22 protein-coding genes are annotated in these 17061 nt (G+C 54.3%); 13 read left to right on the top strand and 9 right to left on the bottom strand.

What is annotated here, in order from left to right; translation table 11 throughout:
- Positions 1-4 precede the first annotated feature (4 nt).
- From flgD to flgB, 3 genes are read right to left on the bottom strand one after another with little or no spacing between them, the layout of a single operon-like run.
- Positions 5-703: a flagellar hook assembly protein FlgD gene (flgD, locus tag FOC35_RS00625; RefSeq protein ID WP_016535839.1), complete on the bottom strand. Its 699-nt coding sequence runs from the start codon at positions 701-703 to the stop codon at positions 5-7.
- A gap of 11 nt (positions 704-714) precedes the next feature.
- Positions 715-1119 carry a flagellar basal body rod protein FlgC gene (gene flgC / locus FOC35_RS00630; RefSeq protein ID WP_016535838.1) on the bottom strand — a complete coding sequence of 135 codons (405 nt, stop codon included), beginning with the start codon at positions 1117-1119 and terminating at the stop codon, positions 715-717.
- A gap of 3 nt (positions 1120-1122) precedes the next feature.
- Positions 1123-1533, bottom strand: a complete 411-nt coding sequence (gene flgB / locus FOC35_RS00635) for a flagellar basal body rod protein FlgB (protein ID WP_039898084.1) — start codon at positions 1531-1533, stop codon at positions 1123-1125.
- Between the two features lie 159 nt (positions 1534-1692).
- Here flgB and flgA point away from each other — a divergent pair, with 159 nt between their 5' ends.
- From flgA to flgN, 3 genes are all read left to right on the top strand, one after another.
- Positions 1693-2352 carry a flagellar basal body P-ring formation chaperone FlgA gene (gene flgA / locus FOC35_RS00640; protein WP_172567842.1) on the top strand — a complete coding sequence of 220 codons (660 nt, stop codon included), beginning with the start codon at positions 1693-1695 and terminating at the stop codon, positions 2350-2352.
- A 95-nt stretch (positions 2353-2447) separates the two neighbouring features.
- Positions 2448-2741, top strand: coding sequence for a flagellar biosynthesis anti-sigma factor FlgM (gene flgM / locus FOC35_RS00645; protein WP_172567843.1), 294 nt, complete (start codon positions 2448-2450; stop codon positions 2739-2741).
- A 2-nt stretch (positions 2742-2743) separates the two neighbouring features.
- Positions 2744-3169, top strand: a complete 426-nt coding sequence (gene flgN / locus FOC35_RS00650; RefSeq protein ID WP_039898083.1) for a flagella biosynthesis chaperone FlgN — start codon at positions 2744-2746, stop codon at positions 3167-3169.
- A 58-nt stretch (positions 3170-3227) separates the two neighbouring features.
- On the opposite strand, the gene FOC35_RS00655 is transcribed toward flgN, so the two are convergent.
- The 5 genes from FOC35_RS00655 to rimJ form a co-directional block, all read right to left on the bottom strand.
- Complete coding sequence (locus FOC35_RS00655) at positions 3228-3707, bottom strand: cold-shock protein (RefSeq protein ID WP_016535833.1); 480 nt, start codon at positions 3705-3707, stop codon at positions 3228-3230.
- 78 nt (positions 3708-3785) lie between these two features.
- The gene (gene murJ, locus FOC35_RS00660) at positions 3786-5321 is read right to left on the bottom strand and encodes a murein biosynthesis integral membrane protein MurJ (RefSeq protein WP_172567844.1); all 1536 of its coding nucleotides are present in this window, start codon (positions 5319-5321) and stop codon (positions 3786-3788) included.
- Positions 5322-5596: 275 nt separating this feature from the next.
- A complete protein-coding gene (locus FOC35_RS00665; protein ID WP_172567845.1) occupies positions 5597-6520 on the bottom strand; it encodes a Gfo/Idh/MocA family protein in 924 nt (307 codons plus the stop codon).
- A 2-nt stretch (positions 6521-6522) separates the two neighbouring features.
- Positions 6523-7170 carry a YceH family protein gene (locus FOC35_RS00670; protein ID WP_016535830.1) on the bottom strand — a complete coding sequence of 216 codons (648 nt, stop codon included), beginning with the start codon at positions 7168-7170 and terminating at the stop codon, positions 6523-6525.
- 2 nt (positions 7171-7172) lie between these two features.
- Entirely contained in the window at positions 7173-7763 is a 591-nt protein-coding gene (gene rimJ / locus FOC35_RS00675; protein ID WP_039899225.1) for a ribosomal protein S5-alanine N-acetyltransferase, read from the bottom strand.
- A 229-nt stretch (positions 7764-7992) separates the two neighbouring features.
- Here rimJ and mdtH point away from each other — a divergent pair, with 229 nt between their 5' ends.
- The 9 genes from mdtH to FOC35_RS00720 all read left to right on the top strand — a co-directional run bounded on the left by mdtH (position 7993) and on the right by FOC35_RS00720 (position 14763).
- Positions 7993-9207 (top strand): multidrug efflux MFS transporter MdtH, encoded by a 1215-nt coding sequence (gene mdtH, locus FOC35_RS00680; RefSeq protein WP_172567846.1) that lies wholly within the window; start codon positions 7993-7995, stop codon positions 9205-9207.
- A gap of 99 nt (positions 9208-9306) precedes the next feature.
- Positions 9307-9867: a lipoprotein gene (locus FOC35_RS00685; RefSeq protein ID WP_172567847.1), complete on the top strand. Its 561-nt coding sequence runs from the start codon at positions 9307-9309 to the stop codon at positions 9865-9867.
- A 145-nt stretch (positions 9868-10012) separates the two neighbouring features.
- Positions 10013-11059: a dihydroorotase gene (gene pyrC / locus FOC35_RS00690; RefSeq protein ID WP_172567848.1), complete on the top strand. Its 1047-nt coding sequence runs from the start codon at positions 10013-10015 to the stop codon at positions 11057-11059.
- A 75-nt stretch (positions 11060-11134) separates the two neighbouring features.
- Positions 11135-11380, top strand: a complete 246-nt coding sequence (gene dinI, locus FOC35_RS00695) for a DNA damage-inducible protein I (protein WP_016535825.1) — start codon at positions 11135-11137, stop codon at positions 11378-11380.
- A gap of 299 nt (positions 11381-11679) precedes the next feature.
- Positions 11680-11934 (top strand): biofilm formation regulator BssS, encoded by a 255-nt coding sequence (gene bssS, locus FOC35_RS00700; protein WP_039898081.1) that lies wholly within the window; start codon positions 11680-11682, stop codon positions 11932-11934.
- 126 nt (positions 11935-12060) lie between these two features.
- Positions 12061-13182 (top strand): N-methyl-L-tryptophan oxidase, encoded by a 1122-nt coding sequence (solA, locus tag FOC35_RS00705; RefSeq protein WP_172567849.1) that lies wholly within the window; start codon positions 12061-12063, stop codon positions 13180-13182.
- A gap of 47 nt (positions 13183-13229) precedes the next feature.
- Positions 13230-13343 (top strand): DUF2770 family protein, encoded by a 114-nt coding sequence (locus FOC35_RS00710; protein ID WP_172567850.1) that lies wholly within the window; start codon positions 13230-13232, stop codon positions 13341-13343.
- Between the two features lie 275 nt (positions 13344-13618).
- The gene (locus FOC35_RS00715; RefSeq protein WP_172567851.1) at positions 13619-14173 is read left to right on the top strand and encodes a cytochrome b; all 555 of its coding nucleotides are present in this window, start codon (positions 13619-13621) and stop codon (positions 14171-14173) included.
- 17 nt (positions 14174-14190) lie between these two features.
- On the top strand, positions 14191-14763 hold the full coding sequence (locus FOC35_RS00720) for a YceI family protein (protein WP_172567852.1): 573 nt from the start codon (positions 14191-14193) through the stop codon (positions 14761-14763).
- A 35-nt stretch (positions 14764-14798) separates the two neighbouring features.
- Here FOC35_RS00720 and FOC35_RS00725 read toward each other — a convergent pair whose 3' ends face one another.
- Positions 14799-15848 (bottom strand): rhodanese-related sulfurtransferase, encoded by a 1050-nt coding sequence (locus FOC35_RS00725; protein WP_016535819.1) that lies wholly within the window; start codon positions 15846-15848, stop codon positions 14799-14801.
- Positions 15849-16073: 225 nt separating this feature from the next.
- Between FOC35_RS00725 and FOC35_RS00730 the strand changes: the two genes are divergently transcribed.
- Complete coding sequence (locus FOC35_RS00730; protein ID WP_016535817.1) at positions 16074-16997, top strand: Kdo(2)-lipid IV(A) acyltransferase; 924 nt, start codon at positions 16074-16076, stop codon at positions 16995-16997.
- The last annotated feature ends 64 nt before the right edge of the window (positions 16998-17061 follow it).

The following is a 17061-nucleotide window of genomic DNA, read 5'->3' on the forward strand; positions in this document are numbered from 1 at the left end:
AGGCTTAGATAATCTGCCTGATTGCATCGAGGGTCGTGGAACCGTAGGTTCCGAGATCCAGCTTGAGGCCATCTTTGTTATTGATGACGCCGTTCACCATGGCGAAGTTCAGCGGCTGAGCCACCAGCTGAGTCCCGCCGTTAGTTGCGCTGATACTTACGTTGTATGAACCATCCGCCACCGCGGTGCCGTCGCTTGCCGTGCCGTCCCAGGTGAAGGTATGCACACCTGCGCTAAGCCCGCCAATTTCGATAGTGCGCACCACTTTGCCGTCTTTGTCGGTAACCGTGGCGGTGACTTTATCCGCAGCCTGCTGGAGCTCAACGCCAAACGGCGTGGTGCTGATGGTCTTGGTGGTCGCGTCGGTACCCGCCAGAATCTTGTTACCCGGGATCATCACGCCGTGGCCAATCAGGGCGCTGGCCTGCAGCGACTGGTTCTGATTAAGCTGGCCGGAAACCGAGCCAAGGGTGGTGTTCAGCTTTTCGATGCCGCTAACGGTACTGATCTGCGCAAGCTGCGTGGTCAGTTCGTTGTTCTGCATCGGGTTGGTTGGGTCCTGGTTTTTGAGCTGTGCCACCAGCAGGGTCAGAAAACTGCCCTGCAGGTCGGAGGCGCTGTTGCCCGTCAGGCTGTTTTTTGATGCCCCTGCCGTAGGGTCAACATTATCAGCCGGGTTGTTCATTTTGACTGCAATGGACATATAGGCTCCTGTTACTGACCGAGGGTGAGCGTTTTCATCATCATGCCCTTCACGGTATTGAGCACTTCGACGTTGGCCTGGTAGCTGCGGGAGGCGGACATGCTGTTAACCATTTCCCCCACCACGTCCACGTTAGGCATGCGCACGTAGCCACGCGCGTCGGCAAGCGGGTTTCCAGGCTGGAACACCATTTTGTCCGGCGCGTCGCTCTCTATCACTTTGGTCACTTTTACGCCGCCGGTGGCAGCGCCTGGCGCGGCATCGAGCTGGAAAACGACCTGTTTTGCGCGGTAAGGCTGTCCGTCCGGCCCGGTTACGCTGTCGGCGTTGGCGAGGTTACTCGCCGCCACGTTCATGCGCTGGGACTGGGCGGCCATTGCCGAACCCGAGATATCAAAAATATTGAGTAAAGCCATCAATTACCCCTGAAGCACAGACATCATGCTTTTGATTTGCCCACCAAGAACCGTAAGGTTGGTCTGGTAGTTCAGGCTGTTATCAGCAAACTGCGTACGCTCGCGGTCCATATCGACGGTGTTGCCGTCCATTGCTGGCTGGTCAGGTACGCGGTAGAGGAGATTGAGCGACGGAGTGGAGTGGGTTTGTGCCGGGATATGGCGTGAAGAAGTCAGCGCAAGGGACATCCCGCCGCCTTCAACGCGTCCGCGCTCCATCACTTTTTTCATTTCACTGGCAAAGTCGATATCGCGCGCCTGAAAGCCCGGCGTGTCGGCATTGGCGATATTCGCGGCCAGGATCTCTTGACGCTGAGCACGCAAATTAAGCGCTTCTTGCTGAAATCGCAGTGCGGCGTCCAGTTTATCGAGCATGCTTCCTCCATGGTCCATAGAATTAGGAATCGTCCGAAAGCTTAAAGCCCCTTACGCGTACGTGATGGGTGGAATAAGCACAAAATACGTCGCTATTTATCGCCTTGATCAAATCGGCTCGCGGTTAAAATCACCGCAACCTGAAAACGGAGAAGCGCGATGAGAAGCCTGAAAATCTGGAGTGGCGTGGCAACCATGCTGGTAAGCCAGCTGGCCCTGGCGGGTACGCTGGACAAGCCGCTGACCCAGTATTTCCAGCAGCGTCTGGCTGGGATTAGCGACGACGTCAGCGTCAACGTGAGAACCGCAGATGCGCAGCTTCCCGCCTGCCCGTACCCGGAGTTTTCAACCCCTGGCAACGCTAAGCTTTGGGGCAACGTCAGCGTGATGGCGCGCTGCGGGAGCGACAAACGGTTTATTCAGGTTCAGGTTATTGCGACCGGAAATTATGTGGCAGCGGCGCGGGCTATCAGCCGTGGCTCAAGGCTCGACGAGAGCAGCGTTGAACTAAAAAAGGGCCGTCTTGACCAGTTGCCGCCGAGAACGATGATGAATCTCAGCCAGGCAACTGACGCGGTTTCACTGCGGGATATCGCCCCCGGCCAGCCCGTTATTCAGTCGATGGTTCGCCAGGCATGGCGCGTAAAAGCCGGGCAGCAGGTGCAGGTTATTGCCTCCGGAGACGGCTTTAGCGTCAACGGTGAAGGCAAGGCGTTAAACAACGCGGCGGTGGCGCAAAATGCCCGCGTCAGAATGTCTTCAGGACAGGTGGTAAGCGGGACTGTAGACTCTGATGGGAATATTCTGATTAATCTATAATCTTTTTAAAGATTCCGCGGCGACTGCCGATAGTAATATCAACTAATGATACTGACTGGCTCTTACGCCGCGAGCCCCTCGATGAGGAGAGAATAATGAGCATTGATCGCACGTCGCCATTGAAACCGGTAAGCACCGTACAACCTCGTGAAACCAGCGAGCCACAGACGCTGAAAAGCCGTCTGGAAAAGTCTGCCACGGCTAACAGCACCAGCGTGAAGTTAAGCGATGCGCAGGCCAAATTGATGCAGCCAGGCAGCAGCGATATCAACATGGAACGTGTTGAAGCGCTGAAGACGGCAATTCGTAACGGCGACCTGAAGATGGATACCGGCAAAATCGCCGATGCGCTTATCCAGGAAGCCCAAAGCTATTTATCGAGTAAATAACGGTGAGTCGTCTGTTAGAAGTGCTGGACCAAATGACCGCGGTGCTGAATTCACTGAAAGAGGTGATGGACGCCGAACAGCTGCAGCTTTCCGCAGGCCTGATAAACGGCAACGCGCTGCAACGTATAACTGAAGATAAAAGTTCGCTGCTGGCTACGCTGGACTACCTGGAGCAGCAGCGCCGCGCTGAGCAAAATGCCGGAGCGGTTATCAATATTGATATCAACCAGCGCTGGCAGACGATTACGCAAAAAACCCAGCATTTGAGAGATATCAACCAGCATAACGGCTGGTTACTGGAAGACCAGCTGGCCCGTAACGAACAGGCGCTGGCGGTACTGAAGCCGCATCAGGCTCCTGACTTTTACGGTGCGGATGGGCAGGCTACGTCCGGAAACAATCGCGGCGGCAAAAAAATCAGTATCTGATTTTTAAATAATTTTGATAACTGCTGGCAGCCTGACTCAGGCGCCAGCAGTTTTGCTATTACAGGGCGTTCAGAATTTTTGCAGTAGCGTCCACATCAATCTCATCTTCCGAGAAAATATGCGTGGTGTTCTGGAAGGTAGTAATCGCCAGCATCTTCACGCTACGCATCTCCCCTTCTTTCTTTTCTGTCTTCGGGCGAATGCTGTTCATCAGCAGGCCAACGGACAATACCGCATTTTCTTTATCGATTTTCGCCTCTACCGGCTTCTCTTCGCTGTAGACCAGGAAGGATTTAATCGCGGTAATTTTGAAACGCTCACCGGCAATAAAGATATGCTTGCTCTCCGGCTCGACCTTCACGGCAAATGCGGACAGCCCTTTATTGTTAGTCCCCGGCTCGAAGGTCACCGCGGCGTCTTTCTTAATCAGCTCCGGGTTGGCGACTTTAATCACATGGAAGTAACGGTTATCGCCGTTTTCATCTTTGATAAATCCGAAGCCTTTATCTTCGAACCAGGTTGTGATTATTCCGTTCATCGCTCTATCACCTAATTAAACATTCAACATATAAAGAATAGGGTGGAGCGCGCAAAGCGCCATCCACCTCAGGAAAAGTTATATCGTGCGCCGGGCAAAATCTTTCAACCTGAAGCCCAGCAAAAGCAGCGTCGCAAAGTAGGCAGCAATACCGGCCAGCACCACCGCCATCAAACGCACCATGCGATACGGCATCGCGCCTAAGTCCCAGGCCGGCATCAGGTGAATCAGGCCAATCAGCACCGCGGACATCACAATGACCGCCGCCACCAGGCGCAGAAGAAACGCGCTCCAGCCAGGCTGCGGCTGGAAGATATCCTGCTTGCGCAGCTGCCAGTAGAGCAGCGAGGCGTTAATACAAGCTCCCAGACCAATGGACAGCGAAAGCCCCGCATGCTTCAGCGGCCCGATAAATACCAGGTTCATCAACTGGGTCAGGATCAGCGTCACGATGGCAATCTTGACCGGGGTTTTAATGTCCTGGCGCGAGTAAAAGCCCGGCGCTAACACTTTAACCACGATAAGCCCCATCAGGCCGACGGAGTAAGCCACCAGCGCGCGCTGGGTCATCAGCGCATCGAAGGCGGTGAATTTACCATACTGGAACAGCGAAACGGTAAGCGGTTTTGCCAGGATACCCAGCGCAACCGCACTCGGCAGTGCCAGCAGGAAGCAAAGGCGCAGCCCCCAGTCCATCAGGCGCGAATATTCGTCATGGTTGCCGGTGGCGAAACTTTTCGCCAGCGACGGCAGCAAAATAGTGCCCAATGCCACGCCCAGCACCCCGGAAGGGAACTCCATAAGGCGGTCGGCGTAATACATCCAGGAGACCGAGCCGGAAACCAGGAAGGAGGCGAAAATGGTGTTAATGATAAGCGAGATCTGGCTGACCGAAACCCCAAGAATAGCCGGGCCCATCTGCTTGATGACCCGCATCGCCCCCGCGTCTTTAAAGCTGATACGCGGCAGCACCAGCATGCCGATTTTCTTGAGATGAGGAAGCTGGTAGGCGAGCTGTAATACCCCGCCCACGGTCACCGCCCAGGCGAGCGCCAGGATCGGCGGGTTAAAATGCGGCGCGGCAAACAGCGCAAAGCCTATCATGCTGAGGTTAAGGAAGGTCGGGGCAAACGCCGGTACCGAGAAACGGTTCCAGGTATTCAGGATGGCCCCTACCAGCGACGCCAGCGAGATAAGCAAAATATAAGGGAAAGTAATACGCAGCAGGCTTGAGGTCAGCGCAAACTTGTCTGCGGTATCCGCGAAGCCCGGCGCGGTCACCAGAATCACCCACGGCGCGGCCAGCATGCCGAGCACGGTAACCAGCGCCAGCGCCAGCGTCAGAAGCCCGGAAACATAGGAAACAAAGACGCGGGTGGCATCTTCGCCCTGCTTGCTTTTGTATTCGGCCAGAATCGGCACAAACGCCTGGGAGAACGCGCCCTCGGCGAAAATACGCCGCAGCAGGTTCGGCAATTTAAAAGCAACGAAAAAGGCATCCGTTGCCATCCCTGCCCCAAATACCCTCGCAACAATGGCGTCGCGCGCAAAGCCAAGCACGCGGGAAAACATGGTCATCGAGCTGACGGCCGCCAGCGATTTTAATAGGTTCATTTATTTTGTTATTCCACAAACATTAACGCCAGCGTTGCTGGCGTTTAAGGTTGCTAACAAAGAGGAAAAAAGCGTGGTTTTTTCCTCTTTGTGGCTATCAGCCGAAAATCAATGAATTGATTTTCCTTGTCTATTTTTTGTGCCCTCTGTGGCGTTATCTATCACCTGAGGTTTGTCAGCCGTCTGAACGCCAGCGTTGCTGGCGTTAATGGATGATGACAAGTCGGCATAGTCTACCGATACAGCGACGAAATACTACCGCGATGTGTTACAGACTATTCGCTAATGGCCTCGCGCCACAGCTTCTCCACCACGCGCTGCGCGAGTAGCGCCTGTTCGCCGGAGGTTTCCGGAACCGTCTGATTTGCCACGCAGTCAATAAAGTGGCGTGCACAGCCCGCAAAACCGCGCTGTTCAAGCGTAGTTTGCCAGCCCGGGATCGGCTGCTCTACCAAGCCTGAGCCGCATTCTTCGCGCCACTGGCGCATATCGGTCACCTCAAACAATCCGCCGTCGGTAACCGCCTGAACCCATTCACGCTGGCTTCCGGCGCGGCGATGCATACTGGTGGTTATCGCCAGATTACCCTGGCTGAAGTGGTGCTCAGCGTAAAGCATTTGCCCCTGCTCGTTGGTTTGCAGGGTGCCGCTTTGTAACTGCCCCGCACCGCCGCCCAGCCACAACGCGGTATCAACAACGTGCAAATAATCATCGAGCAGCGTAAAGCGCAGGTCATGAGGGCCGACGCTGTCGGTACGGTGCTTATCCATGCGCAACGAAGCCCCGCCGGACAGCTTCTCTTTTAGCTGCTGGTAACGAGGCGCAAAACGGCGGTTAAACCCGACCATCAGCGTACGCTTCGAGCGCTCGGCCAGCTCAACCAGCCTCTCGGCATCCGCCAGATTTTCGGCCAGCGGCTTGTCGACACAAACGCTCACGCCCGCCTTCAGCAGTTCCCTGACTACCGCATAATGCGAGCTGGTGGCGCTGTGGACGAACACCGCGTCGCACTGCGCGGCCAGGTCGTTCAAAGAGCCGATGTAGGGAATACGCCAGGTTTCGCACACCGGCAACGCTTTCGCTCTGGTGGGTGAAAATGCGCCCACCAGCGCCCAGTCGTTGGATGCCCCAAGCACCGGTAGCCAGGCTTTCTGCGCGATGCCGCCCAGCCCCACTACACCAATTCGCAGCTTAGTCATGATTAATCTCCCAGGTGAGCGAGCAGCGAGTCCAGACGTTGCTTCAGGTCGGCGACTTCATTTTCCAGCGCCTCAACTCTGGCGGTGAGATCTTCAGAAGCCGGGCTGCTGCCCTGCTCCACCTGAGCTGAAACGTCTACCTCGCCGCTGAACAGGTGCATATAGCGACTTTCGCGTTTACCGGGCTCACGGGCCAGGCGTACCACAAACGGCCCGTCCTCGCGGTTTGCCAGCCCTTCCAGCGTGGCTTCGACCTGCGCCATATCGCTGAACTCAAACATTCGTGCGGCACGGCTGCGCAGTTCACCCGGAGTCTGTGCTCCACGCAGCAGCAAAGTGGTGATGACCGCAACTTCCGCTGGCGTCAGTTTTAAATTGCCAAACTCGGAGTTACAGAAGCGCTGCTCATATTTCGTCACGCGGTTGCCAAAACCGCTGACGGTGCGCAGATAGTGGCTTTTCACCAGCGCGTCCAGCGTGTCCTGGACTTCATGCTCTTTCAGCTCCATTACCGGCTCGCGGTTGGTCTTTTGGTTACTTGCGGTAAGCACGCCGTTGACCGACATCGGGTATTGCTCAGGCGTCGTTATCTGCTTTTCCAGCAGGCTGCCAATCACGCGGGCTTCTACCGCAGTTAACTGATATTTCATTTTTACGCTCCACGCCCTGGGGTCCAGTCTTTAGCGGTCAGCGCGGTCAGGACGTGGTCCCGCCATGCGCCATCAATCAGCAAATAATCCTTTGCGTAGCCTTCTTTCTCAAAACCCAGCCGCGCCAGCAGGTCGCCGCTGCGCTGATTATGCGGCATATAGTTTGCCATAATGCGGTGGATATTCTGGCTGCGCTGTATATAGCGAATCGCGCTGGTCAGCGCCTCATACATTAGCCCCTGCCCCTGCCATTTCTCGCCGATGGAATAACCGAGATAGCAGGCGTGAAAAGAGCCGCGAACCACGTTGGAAAAGTTTGCCACGCCCATGACTTCTTTCTCTTCCGGGTCGAGCAACGCAAAGTAGTAAGCGCTGCCTTGCTTATGCATTTCATTAATCATGCCGAGCCTTGCCTGCCACCCGGAAGGGTAACAGTGGCTTTCATCGCGAATGGGTTCCCAGGGTTTTAAAAACTGACGGTTCTCGGTGTAATAATCCGCCAGACGCCAGGCGTCACGCTCATAAACCAGACGTACCACTAATCGGTCCGTGGTCAGACGGACTTTCGGCACGTTACTGCGGTAGCCAAACATGTTCATCCCACTCCTTCATCCCAGTTAACGGGGCTATTCCCGTTACTATACCTGCGGCTGCCCGCCGTGTGAAAACAACAACATGAAGCAACATCACTTTTTTCGATTAAAGAGTTGAATCAAACTCACTGAACGATAAAAAAATATTGTCCTGCGCCGGGTGTCAAAAGCCAGGGCGACGGGCGAGAATAAGTTACTGTGTTGTATAATTAAGTTCCCTGGAGGGGAGATGTCGCGGGTGGCGCAGGCGAGGAGCCTGGGTAAATATTTCCTGCTGCTTGATAACATGTTGGTGGTATTAGGCTTTTTCGTCGTCTTCCCTTTAATTTCCATTCGCTTCGTTGATCAGCTCGGCTGGGCCGCGTTGATGGTGGGTATTGCCCTCGGCCTGCGTCAGTTTATTCAGCAGGGGCTGGGCGTGTTTGGCGGAGCTATCGCCGACCGTCTGGGCGCCAAGCCGATGATTGTCACCGGGATGCTGCTGCGAGCCGCCGGGTTTGCCATCATGGGCATCGCCACTGAACCCTGGATGCTGTGGCTTTCCTGCCTGCTTTCCGCCATCGGCGGTACGCTGTTTGACCCACCGCGCTCTGCGCTTGTCGTCAAGCTGGTTCGTCCTCAGCACCGCGGGCGCTTCTTCTCCCTGTTGATGATGCAGGACAGCGCCGGGGCGGTTATTGGCGCCCTGCTCGGCAGTTGGCTGCTGCAATACGACTTCCGCCTGGTTTGCGCCGCAGGAGCGGTAATGTTTGTGCTCTGCGCCGCGCTGAACGCCTGGCTGCTTCCGGCCTATAAGCTTTCAACCATTCGCACGCCAATGCGCGAAGGGATGAGCCGCGTGTTCCGGGATAAGCGCTTCGTTACCTATGTGCTAACGCTGACCGGCTATTACATGCTGGCCGTACAGGTGATGCTGATGCTGCCGCTGATGGTTAACGACATCGCCGGTACGCCATCGGCGGTGAAGTGGATGTATGCCATCGAAGCCGCTCTATCCCTGACGCTGCTCTATCCCATTGCCCGCTGGAGCGAAAAACGCTTCCGCCTTGAGCAGCGTTTAATGGCGGGCCTGGTGCTGATGACCCTCAGCCTGATGCCCATCGGCCTCGCCTCAAGCCTGCAACAGCTCTTTGCCCTGATCTGCACGTTCTATATCGGCTCAATTATTGCCGAACCGGCGCGTGAAACCCTGAGCGCCTCACTTGCCGACGCCCGCGCACGCGGCAGCTATATGGGGTTCAGCCGCTTAGGCTTATCGCTGGGCGGAGCACTCGGCTATACGGGCGGCGGCTGGTTATTTGACGTCGGTAAAACCCTCGGGCAGCCGGAACTGCCGTGGGCAATGCTCGGCATAATCGGCTGCATTACGCTTGCCGCGCTGTGGTGGCAGTTTAGCCTTAAGCGGGTAGAGCCGACGATGCTGGAGCCGGGCGGCCAGAGGTAAGCATCCCGCTTTCATACTTTTCCGGTAGCAGCGCCTGCCGTGTCGGATTATGCTGATTAACGCAAGGCACGGCATTGGAGCCGCTATTTGAGGAAGCCTATGAAGAAGATTGTTTTTGCCGCAGCATTGATGCTCAGCGGCCTGCTGGCAGGATGTAACCAATTAACGCAGTACAGCGTCAATGAACAGGAGATTAACCAGGCGCTGGAGAAACACAATAACTTCTCAAAAGATATCGGCCTGCCCGGTATTGCAGACGCGCACGTTGTGCTGACTAATCTCACCAGCCAGATTGGCCGGGAAGAGCCAAACAAAGTTACGCTAACCGGCGATGCTAACCTGGATATGTCTTCTCTGTTCGGCAACCAGAAAGCCACCCTGAAGCTGAAGCTCAAGGCGCTGCCGGTGTTCAACAAAGAGAAAGGCGCTATCTTCCTGCAGGAAATGGAAGTGGTGGATGCCCAGGTTGAGCCGCAAAAAATGCAGAGCGTGCTGCAAACCATCGTCCCTTATCTGAACCAGTCGCTGCGCAATTACTTTAACCAGCAGCCGGCCTACGTTCTGAGTGAAGATCGCAGCAAAGGCGAGTCGCTGGCGAAGAAATATGCCAAAGGGATTGAAGTCAAACCCGGCGAGATAATTATTCCTTTCACCGACTAATCGCTTAACCATCGGGGCAGCTAACTGTCCCGATGAGTTTGTGCAACATAAGTGGTGCAAACGATAACGTTTCCCCTTATCCTTAGTGCCCGGCATAAAACCAGCCCCAGATGACTGATTTTCCCTCACACGCCGGAGCACATTCATGACCGCATTACCTCAGGTATTAAAAATCCGCCGCCCAGACGACTGGCATATCCACCTTCGCGACGGCGAGATGCTGAAAACCGTGGTGCCTTATACCAGCCAGGATTTTGGCCGCGCGATTGTGATGCCTAACCTTGTGCCGCCGATTACCAGCGTTGAAGCCGCCGTTGCCTATCGCCAGCGTATTCTGGATGCCGTGCCTGCCGGGCAGAAGTTTGAACCGCTGATGACCTGCTACCTGACCGACACGCTCGACCCGAACGAGCTGGAGCGCGGCTTTAACCAAGGCGTGTTTACAGCGGCCAAGATGTACCCGGCAAACGCGACAACCAACTCCGCCCACGGCGTAACCAGTACGGCCGCAATTATGCCGGTGCTGGAGCGCATGCAAAAAATCGGCATGCCGCTGCTGGTGCATGGCGAAGTCACCCACGCCGATATCGATATTTTTGACCGCGAAGCCCGCTTTATTGAAACCGTAATGGAGCCGCTACGCCGCCAGTTGCCTGGCCTGAAAGTGGTGTTCGAACATATCACCACCAAAGACGCCGCTCAGTATGTGCAGGAAGGTGATTCGCTAATTGCGGCTACTATCACGCCTCAGCATCTGATATTTAACCGCAACCATATGCTGGTTGGCGGTATTCGCCCTCACCTCTACTGTCTGCCTATCCTGAAACGTAGCGTTCATCAGGAAGCGCTGCGTGCGCTGGTCGCCAGCGGCTGCGAGCGCGTGTTCCTTGGCACCGACTCGGCGCCGCACACTCGCCACCGCAAAGAAGCCAGCTGCGGCTGTGCAGGCTGCTTTAACGCGCCTTCTGCCCTTGGCGCCTATGCCACGGTATTTGAAGAGATGAATGCCTTGCAGCACTTCGAAGCCTTTACTTCGCTGAACGGCCCGCGTTTCTACGGCCTGCCGGTGAATGAAGAGAGCATCGAGCTGGTGCGCGTGGCGGAGAAAATGCCGGAGCTGATTGAAACCGAAGATGACAGCATCGTGCCGTTCCTCGCCGGGGAAGAGGTTGTCTGGTCGGTAAAACGCTAAATTTTTCAGCGCCCCCTGTTGCGAAGTGGACAATTAAGCTGTATAAATATCCAGTATATTGTACAGGGGGTCGTTATGCGTATTGAAGTCACTATAGCTAAAACTACACCGCTACCGCCGGGGGCGATTGACGCCCTTGCCAGCGAGCTTTCCCGCCGTATTAATCAGCATTTCCCCGACACCAGCAGCGAAGTCCAGGTGCGCTACGCGTCCGGCAACAACCTTTCGGTGCTGGGCGGAGCAAAAGAAGATAAAACGCGAATCAGCGAGATCCTCCAGGAAACCTGGGAAAGCGCTGACGATTGGTTTTCCGCCGACTAATACCCTCAATTATGTTGGTACTTTTTTTGCCGGGTGTCGCCATCCGGTTTTTTTATTTCTACGCTTTATTTTGCTCATTTTTTAAACTACCCGCTGATTAATTTCCACTTTATCTCAGACAAATCGGAATAGCCTGTCGATTTATTGCTCATCTAACGTCAATAATGCAAAAAAAGTGTTGCGGAGTATTTATTTAACCCCCATACATACAGAGTATTGATATACTTAAGTCGCTTCACGATAAATCACGCATGAACCTCGCTAGCCGTTGTCTTTAAACACGTATAAAAGGGGTTATGATGGAAAAAAATAGTGATGTTATTCAGACTCATCCCCTCGTCGGATGGGACATCAGCACCGTCGATAGCTACGATGCCATGATGCTGCGCCTGCACTACCTGACATCCAATAATCAGAAGCAAGATGAAACCGAGGTGGGCCAGACGCTCTGGCTGACCACCGATGTCGCCCGGCAATTTATATCAATTCTCGAAGCCGGGATTGCAAAGATTGAATCCAGTGATTATCAGCAAAACGATTATCGCAAGCATTGACGAGCAATGCTGACAAAAGCCACAGGCACCCAATGGGTGCCTTTTTTATTTTATCCGTACCGTTAATTGCATCCCCACGGCGAATTAATTACCCTGCTACAGATAATTTTCCACAGAGAAAAGCTTATGAACTACGACCTCATTATCGTCGGCAGCGGCTCCGTCGGCGCAGCAGCAGGCTGCTATGCAACCCACTCAGGCCTCAAGGTGCTGATGATTGATAGCGGCCACCCGCCGCACGACCAGGGTAGCCACCACGGCGGTACTCGTCTTATCCGCCACGCCTACGGTGAAGGGGAAAAATACGTGCCTATGGTGCTGCGCGCCCAGAAACTGTGGGATGCGCTGGCGGAAACCAGCGGCGAAAAGCTGTTTCACCGCACCGGCGTTATCAACCTCGGCCCCGCTGATTCGGCGTTTATTCGCAATGTAGCGGCCAGCGCCGAAAAATTCTCTCTGCCGCTGGAAACATTAGACTCAGCGGCGGTAACTGCCCGCTGGCCGGAAATCATGGTGCCCGAAAATTATGTAGGCCTGTTTGAGCCGAACTCAGGGGTGCTTAAAAGCGAAATCGCTGTTGAGACGTATATCAGCCTCGCAAAACAGGGCGGCTGCGCGCATCTGTTCAACTGCTGCGTCACCGATATTCACCACGGGGAAGAAGGCGTGACCGTAGTCACCGAAGAAGGCGAATATCACGGCAGCAAACTACTGCTCAGCGCCGGAACCTGGGTCAGCAAACTACTGCCGGAACTGCCGGTTACGCCAGTACGCAAAATCTTTGCCTGGCACCAGGCCGATGGGCGCTACAGCGAGAACAACAAATTCCCGGCCTTTACCGCCGAAACGCCCAACGGCGACCAGTATTACGGCTTCCCGGCTGAGGACAACGAGCTCAAGCTCGGCAAACACAACGGCGGCCAGAACATCGACTCCCACGAGCAGCGTAAGCCGTTTGGCGCCCTCGCCAGCGACGGCTCCGAAGTGTTTCCCTTCCTGCGCGAGTTCCTGCCGGGTATTGGCTGCTGCCTGCACGGAAAAGCCTGCACCTATGACAATTCGCCGGATGAAGACTTCATCATTGATACCCTGCCCGGCCATGACAATACGCTGGTGATTACCGGCCTGAGCGGGCACGGCTTTAAATTCGCCTCCGTACTGGGCGAGATTGCCTGTCAGTTTGCTCTGGGGCAAAAATCTGCATTTGATTTGTCCCCGTTCGCACTTTCTCGCTTTAAAACGGCGTAAAATCTCCCGGTGGCGGAACCTTCCGCCACTTTTTAACCGGGGTCGCCATGAGCAAATTTATTCATTTTTTAACCAATAATATCCGCGAGCACTTTATCGTTTATCTTATTCTCTGGGCCATCGTGGCGATAATCGATCTTGCTTATATCTATTTTTATTAAATAACTCGCCGCCGGTTATATTGACAATAATTGACGATGAATTTAAATAAATATAGTTTTAATGCAAACAATTAAATTCACAATTATTATTTCAACTCGGTTTCCCACCTGAAAAAACCACTATTCATTCGACTCAACTGATAACAATCGGCATGAGTCATTCAAAAAAATAGAAACAGGTAAGATATATTTATAAAAAAGCATATTTATGTTGATCTGAGGTTAACAGAAAGCCTATTTTTAATTTCTTCAGAAAAATACATGGACGCATAATTATGCAATGGCGAAATTCACCCGATCGCTACGGACATCTTCCGGTACTGCTTCACTGGCTGACCGCCGCCACGGTTTACGGGATGTTTGCCCTTGGCCTCTGGATGGTCACCCTCGGTTATTACGACGTCTGGTATCACAAAGCGCCAGAGATCCACAAAAGTATGGGTATTTTACTGATGCTGGGGCTGGTCATTCGTGTTATCTGGCGTTTTATTTCGCCTCCTCCCCCGGCGCTGAAAAGTTATTCACGCCTGACCCGAATTAGCGCGTCAATCGCCCATATTCTGCTGTACGTATTGTTGTTCGCTATTTTACTGAGCGGTTACCTGATATCCACCGCGGACGGGAAACCTGTCAGCGTGTTTGGCTGGTTTGATGTTCCGGCAACGCTTACCGACTTCTCCAGCCAGGCCGACCTCGCGGGGACCGTTCATCTTTGGCTTGCCTGGACGGTGGTAATTATTTCCCTGCTCCACGCGATCGCCGCCCTGAAGCACCATTTTATAGATAAGGATGCCACCCTCAAGCGTATGCTGGGCAAAGTATCCCGTTAACCATGGAGAGTTAGACGATGAAAAAAATCCTGCTGGGAGCCACATTAAGCGCTCTGTTATTCACTAACGGCTCCGCCGTCGCTGCGGACTACAAAATTGATAAACAGGGCCAACACGCCTTTGTGAATTTCCGTATTCAGCACCTCGGCTATAGCTGGCTGTACGGTACTTTCCGCGATTTTGACGGTACTTTTACCTTCGATGAAAAGGATCCAGCCGCCGATAAGGTAAACGTTACCATCAACACCACCAGCGTTGATACCAACTACGCCGAGCGCGATAAGCACCTGCGCAGCGCGGAATTCCTCAATGCGGCAAAATTCCCTCAGGCGACCTTTGCTTCGACCGCAGTGAAAAAAGACGGCGAGAAGCTGGATATTACCGGCAACCTGACGCTAAACGGCGTTACTAAGCCAGTGACGCTGGCGGCCAAACTGATTGGCCAGGGCGACGATCCGTGGGGCGGCGTACGCGCGGGTTTTGAAGCACAGGGCAAGATCAAGCTGAAAGACTTCAATATTACCCAGGATCTGGGGCCGGCTTCGCAGGATGTGGACTTGATTATTTCTGTCGAGGGCGTTCGCCAGTAGTCGAAAGGCCTCCCTTTTCGGGGAGGCTTTCAATCTTACTCGGGGTCAGGAATACCCAGCGTGGTGTTTAGCGCACCGCGAGATTTATTGAACACCTTATTACCGTTTTCACGACCGGCGCGGCGGCGGCGCTGCTCTTCCGGCGTCAGGGCCAGTTCATCACGGCACACTTCGCTGCAACAGCCTGAAAATTTCTCGGCGCAGGCAGGACACTGGATAAACAGCAGATGACAGCCGTCATTTTTACAGTTGGTGTGACTATCGCACGGTGCCCCGCACTGATGGCAGTGGGCAATCACGTCATCGGAAATGCGTTCGCCCATACGTTCATCAAACACAAAGTTCTTACCGACAAAACGTACGGGTAACCCCTGCTCACGGGCGCGGCGTGCATACTCGATAATCCCGCCTTCAATGTGATACACGTTTTTAAAACCGTTGTGACGCATCCACGCGCTGGCTTTTTCACAGCGAATGCCGCCGGTGCAATACATGACGATCTTTTTGTCTTTATCGTCCTGCATCATATCTACAGCCTTCGGCAGCTGCTCGCGGAAGGTGTCGGCCGGTATCTCAACCGCATCTTCGAAATGGCCCACTTCATATTCATAGTGGTTGCGCATATCGACAAACACCGCGCTCGGGTCGTCCAGCATCGCGTTGACGTCCGCAGCCTTCAGGTATTCGCCCACGTCGCTGGCATCAAAGGTTGGATCGTCGATACCGTCGGCAACAATACGCTCGCGCACCTTCATACGCAGCACCCAGAACGATTTACCGTCGTCTTCAAGGGCGATATTAAGGCGCAGGTTACTCAGCGCCGGGTGGAAGGCATAAAGCGCCTCACGGAAAGCGTCTACCCGGCTCTCAGGCACGCTAATTTGGGCGTTAATCCCCTCGCGGGCGAGATAGACACGACCAAATACGTTGAGGCTCAGAAACAGCTGGTAAAGCGCATCACGTGTCGCCTGAGGCTCTTCAATAGTGAAATATTTATAGAATGAGATGGTGGTACGCGGCTCGGTTTCGGCAAGCATGCGCTCGCGCAGCTCCTCATTCGAGACGCGGTTGTGTAACACTGGCATGGTGTTCGCTCGCAATCGTCGGAAAAAAAGTGGGCTGCATCATAAAGCAAATAACGATAATTTACATCCCCACGATTTGCGCTACATTTTGCTCACCCATCGTCAAAAACAGCAACAATCGATGAAATATCAGGCACTCTGCCACCGCTAATTTTGGCTCTGCGCCAAAAAATGCCACAATGGAATGATTAGAAGATCCGGCAATTGCCGTCACAAAGGTTTTAAATGACGAACTTACCGCAATTCTCGCGCGCGTTACTGCATCCGCGCTACTGGCTTACCTGGCTTGGCATCGGTTTTTTATACCTGCTGGTACAGCTCCCTTACCCGGTTCTTTACCGCATTGGCTGCGGCCTGGGCCGGCTGGCTAAACGCCTGATGAAGCGCCGCGCGCGCATAGCCTACCGTAATCTTGAGCTTTGCTTCCCCCAAATGAGCGCCGACGAGCGTGAAAAGATGGTGGTGGAAAATTTCGAGTCCGTGGGTATGGGGCTGATTGAAACCGGGATGGCCTGGTTCTGGCCGACTAAACGCATCAATAAATGGTGCCACTACGAAGGCGTAGAGATAGTTAAAGAGATTGAAAAGACCGGCCAGGGCATTTTGCTGATCGGCATCCACTTTCTGACGCTGGAGCTTGGCGCACGCATTTTCGGTATTAAAACTCCGGGTATTGGCGTCTACCGGCCTAACGACAACCCGCTGCTGGACTGGCTGCAAACCTGGGGCCGCATGCGCTCCAATAAGAGCATGATCGATCGTAAAGATCTGAAGGGCATGATCCGCGCCCTGAAAAACGGCGATATCATCTGGTACGCGCCGGATCACGACTACGGCCCGCGCGGCAGCGAGTTTGTGCCATTCTTCGCGGTTGAACAGGCGGCAACCACCACCGGAACTTATACGCTGGCGAAGCTTTCAGGCGCCTGCGCTGTTCCTTTTGTTCCGCGCCGCCTGCCGAAAGGTAAAGGTTATGAGTTAACGATCATTCAGCCGGAGCTTAATCCGCCGCTGGAAAGCCCGGCAGAAACCGCCCGCTGGATGAATAAGATCGTCGAGAAATGCATTCTGATGGCACCGGAGCAGTATATGTGGCTGCATCGCCGCTTTAAAACCCGCCCCGAAGGCATGCCGGACAGATATCAATGACCGCAGGGTGGCTACGGCCACCCTTTCTTTTTCTGCCTGTCTCCGTTTGCTCAAAAAAGCCCTT

Source organism: Cedecea sp. FDAARGOS_727 (assembly GCF_012273235.1).
Classification (GTDB): Bacteria; Pseudomonadota; Gammaproteobacteria; order Enterobacterales; family Enterobacteriaceae; genus Cedecea; species Cedecea davisae.

What these genes read in the sequence shown, in the direction of transcription:
- FOC35_RS00685 (WP_172567847.1), top strand. Translation starts at nt 9,307, where the DNA reads ATGAAGAAGATTGTTTTTGCCGCAGCATTGATGCTCAGCGGCCTGCTG.
- flgB (WP_039898084.1), bottom strand. Translation starts at nt 1,533, where the DNA reads ATGCTCGATAAACTGGACGCCGCACTGCGATTTCAGCAAGAAGCGCTT.
- FOC35_RS00730 (WP_016535817.1), top strand. Translation starts at nt 16,074, where the DNA reads ATGACGAACTTACCGCAATTCTCGCGCGCGTTACTGCATCCGCGCTAC.
- bssS (WP_039898081.1), top strand. Translation starts at nt 11,680, where the DNA reads ATGGAAAAAAATAGTGATGTTATTCAGACTCATCCCCTCGTCGGATGG.
- FOC35_RS00710 (WP_172567850.1), top strand. Translation starts at nt 13,230, where the DNA reads ATGAGCAAATTTATTCATTTTTTAACCAATAATATCCGCGAGCACTTT.
- pyrC (WP_172567848.1), top strand. Translation starts at nt 10,013, where the DNA reads ATGACCGCATTACCTCAGGTATTAAAAATCCGCCGCCCAGACGACTGG.
- murJ (WP_172567844.1), bottom strand. Translation starts at nt 5,321, where the DNA reads ATGAACCTATTAAAATCGCTGGCGGCCGTCAGCTCGATGACCATGTTT.
- dinI (WP_016535825.1), top strand. Translation starts at nt 11,135, where the DNA reads ATGCGTATTGAAGTCACTATAGCTAAAACTACACCGCTACCGCCGGGG.
- flgA (WP_172567842.1), top strand. Translation starts at nt 1,693, where the DNA reads ATGAGAAGCCTGAAAATCTGGAGTGGCGTGGCAACCATGCTGGTAAGC.
- flgD (WP_016535839.1), bottom strand. Translation starts at nt 703, where the DNA reads ATGTCCATTGCAGTCAAAATGAACAACCCGGCTGATAATGTTGACCCT.
- rimJ (WP_039899225.1), bottom strand. Translation starts at nt 7,763, where the DNA reads ATGTTTGGCTACCGCAGTAACGTGCCGAAAGTCCGTCTGACCACGGAC.
- FOC35_RS00725 (WP_016535819.1), bottom strand. Translation starts at nt 15,848, where the DNA reads ATGCCAGTGTTACACAACCGCGTCTCGAATGAGGAGCTGCGCGAGCGC.
- FOC35_RS00655 (WP_016535833.1), bottom strand. Translation starts at nt 3,707, where the DNA reads ATGAACGGAATAATCACAACCTGGTTCGAAGATAAAGGCTTCGGATTT.
- FOC35_RS00715 (WP_172567851.1), top strand. Translation starts at nt 13,619, where the DNA reads ATGCAATGGCGAAATTCACCCGATCGCTACGGACATCTTCCGGTACTG.
- solA (WP_172567849.1), top strand. Translation starts at nt 12,061, where the DNA reads ATGAACTACGACCTCATTATCGTCGGCAGCGGCTCCGTCGGCGCAGCA.
- FOC35_RS00665 (WP_172567845.1), bottom strand. Translation starts at nt 6,520, where the DNA reads ATGACTAAGCTGCGAATTGGTGTAGTGGGGCTGGGCGGCATCGCGCAG.
- mdtH (WP_172567846.1), top strand. Translation starts at nt 7,993, where the DNA reads ATGTCGCGGGTGGCGCAGGCGAGGAGCCTGGGTAAATATTTCCTGCTG.
- FOC35_RS00720 (WP_172567852.1), top strand. Translation starts at nt 14,191, where the DNA reads ATGAAAAAAATCCTGCTGGGAGCCACATTAAGCGCTCTGTTATTCACT.
- FOC35_RS00670 (WP_016535830.1), bottom strand. Translation starts at nt 7,170, where the DNA reads ATGAAATATCAGTTAACTGCGGTAGAAGCCCGCGTGATTGGCAGCCTG.
- flgC (WP_016535838.1), bottom strand. Translation starts at nt 1,119, where the DNA reads ATGGCTTTACTCAATATTTTTGATATCTCGGGTTCGGCAATGGCCGCC.
- flgM (WP_172567843.1), top strand. Translation starts at nt 2,448, where the DNA reads ATGAGCATTGATCGCACGTCGCCATTGAAACCGGTAAGCACCGTACAA.